This is a genomic window from Microtetraspora fusca (genome assembly GCF_001570365.1).
Taxonomy (GTDB): Bacteria; Actinomycetota; Actinomycetes; order Streptosporangiales; family Streptosporangiaceae; genus Microtetraspora; species Microtetraspora fusca.
In genome coordinates this window covers 1-1,943 of record NZ_BBYK01000001.1, presented here as the reverse complement: position 1 = coordinate 1,943, position 1,943 = coordinate 1, and the positions used below count along the sequence as shown (strand labels likewise).

Annotated in this window: 2 protein-coding genes; one reads left to right on the top strand and one right to left on the bottom strand. The window is 75.0% G+C overall.

The features are described 5' to 3' along the window. On the bottom strand, window positions 1-852 hold an 852-nt coding region (locus AWQ68_RS00010; RefSeq protein WP_169808816.1), incomplete at its 3' end, for an SIS domain-containing protein. Window positions 853-1,000: 148 nt separating this feature from the next. On the opposite strand from AWQ68_RS00010, the gene AWQ68_RS00005 reads away from it, so the two are divergent. After that, the coding region (locus tag AWQ68_RS00005; RefSeq protein ID WP_245655678.1) for an acylphosphatase at window positions 1,001-1,943 on the top strand (943 nt) is incomplete at its 3' end.

The window sequence follows — 1,943 nt, the reverse complement described above, 5'->3', positions numbered from 1 at the left end:
GATGACGGCGATGGCCTCTCCGGCGTGGATGAGGACGGTGTCGCCGACGGCGGCGTCGACGAGGGCGACGCTGATCTCTTCGGTGCCGGTTCCGGTGTCGGCGAGGGCCAGTTCGCCGTGCAGGAGCCGGACGACGGTGGCGGGGGTGGCCTGGTCGGCGCAGGTGGTGCAGGTGTCGCCGCAGGCGGGCGCCGGCTGTTCGGCCGCCGCGGGTCGCGTGTGGGGCTGGGTGTCGTCCGCGGGCCGGTGCGCGGTGGGGTGTTCCAGGAAGAGGTGGGCGAGCTCCCACAGCAGGTGGTAGGCGGTGACGTGGATCTCCTTGACCACGGCCGGGTCGGTGGAGCGGGCGAGCAGGACGTGGTCGGCGTCGATGCGGGGCCGCTCCCCCTGCGGCGGGGGGACGTCGCCGAGCAGGGCGACGGTGAGCAGGCCGAGGTCGCGGGCGGTGTGCAGGGCGCGCAGCACGTTGGCGCAGCGGCCGTCGCGGGAGATGCCGAGGGCGATGTCGTGGGGTGCGGCCCACTGCGTGAGCTGGTGGGCGAAGGTTTCGGTGAGGCCTTCGCGCGCGCCGATCGCGGTCATGGTGGCGGCGTCGTTGCTGAGGGCGAGGGCGGGCAGGGCGCGCTTGCCGACGATGACGGGGTGCATGAACTCGACGGCGATGTGGGCGGCGTCGGCGCCGGCGCCGCCGTTGCCGAAGACGATGAGTTTGCCGCCGCGGCGGAAGCGGTCGGCCATGGCCTGGCAGGCTTCGGCGATCGGGGTGGAGTCCCGGGCGAGGGCGTGGCCGGGTGAGTCCCGGCGGAGGAAGGCGTCCCGGAGGGCGAGCTGCATGGTGGTTGCGACAGACATGTGTACGCTCCGTTGTTCCGCGTGGCCGTCAGGCTACGTTTCGTGGTCGCGGCGGGGGCGGACGTGGGGCGGCGGGCGGGGGTAAAGGTCTGCTCACATGGCGTGGGGCACTGGTCACGGCCGGCGTGGCGGCGGTGAGGATGGCCGGGTGAGCAGCGGGGAGGTCGCCGGCCGGGGCGGGGGTCCGGCGCGGGTGCGGATCCGGGTCGAGGGGATCGTGCAGGGGGTGGGGTTCCGGCCCTACGTGCACGCGCTGGCCCGGCGGCTGGCGTTGTCGGGGTGGGTCGGCAACGACGGGCGTGGCGTGTTCATCGAGGCGGAGGGGGCCGCCGAGGACGTCGCGCGGTTCCAGCGGGAGCTGCCCGGTCAGGCGCCGCCGCTGGCGGTGATCGACCGGATCTCGGTGACGGCGATCCCGGTGCTGGGTGAGCGGCGTGAGCGCGGGTTCGGCATCGTGCCGAGCCGTGACGGCGGCCGGCGGACGCTGGTGTCCCCCGATGTGGCGACGTGCGCGGACTGCCTGGCGGAGCTGTTCGACGCGTCGTGCCGCCGGCATCGGCATCCGTTCGTGAACTGCACGAACTGCGGGCCGAGGTTCACGATCGTGCGGGATGTGCCGTATGACCGGGCGGCGACGACGATGGCGTCGTTCGCGATGTGCGGGGCGTGCGCGGCGGAGTACGGGGATCCGGGTGATCGGCGGTTCCACGCCCAGCCGGTGTGCTGCCCGCGGTGCGGTCCGGTGCTGCGGCTGCTGGACGGACGGGGCCGGGAGGTCGCCGGTGATCCGGTCGCCGGGGCGGTCGCGGTGCTGCGGTCGGGCGGTGTCGTGGCGGTGAAGGGGCTGGGGGGCTACCACCTGGCGGTGGACGCGACGGACGCGGGGGCGGTGGCCGCGCTGCGGTCGCGCAAGCGGCGGGAGGACAAGCCGTTCGCGGTGGTGGTCGCGAATGTGGCGGCGGCGCGGCGGCTCTGCGTGGTCGGTGGGGAGGCCGAGCGGCTGCTGGTCTCCCCCGCGCGTCCGATCGTCGTGCTGCCGCGCCACGCGGAGGCCGCGCCGGGGAGCCCTGTGGTGGCGGAGGGGGTGGCGG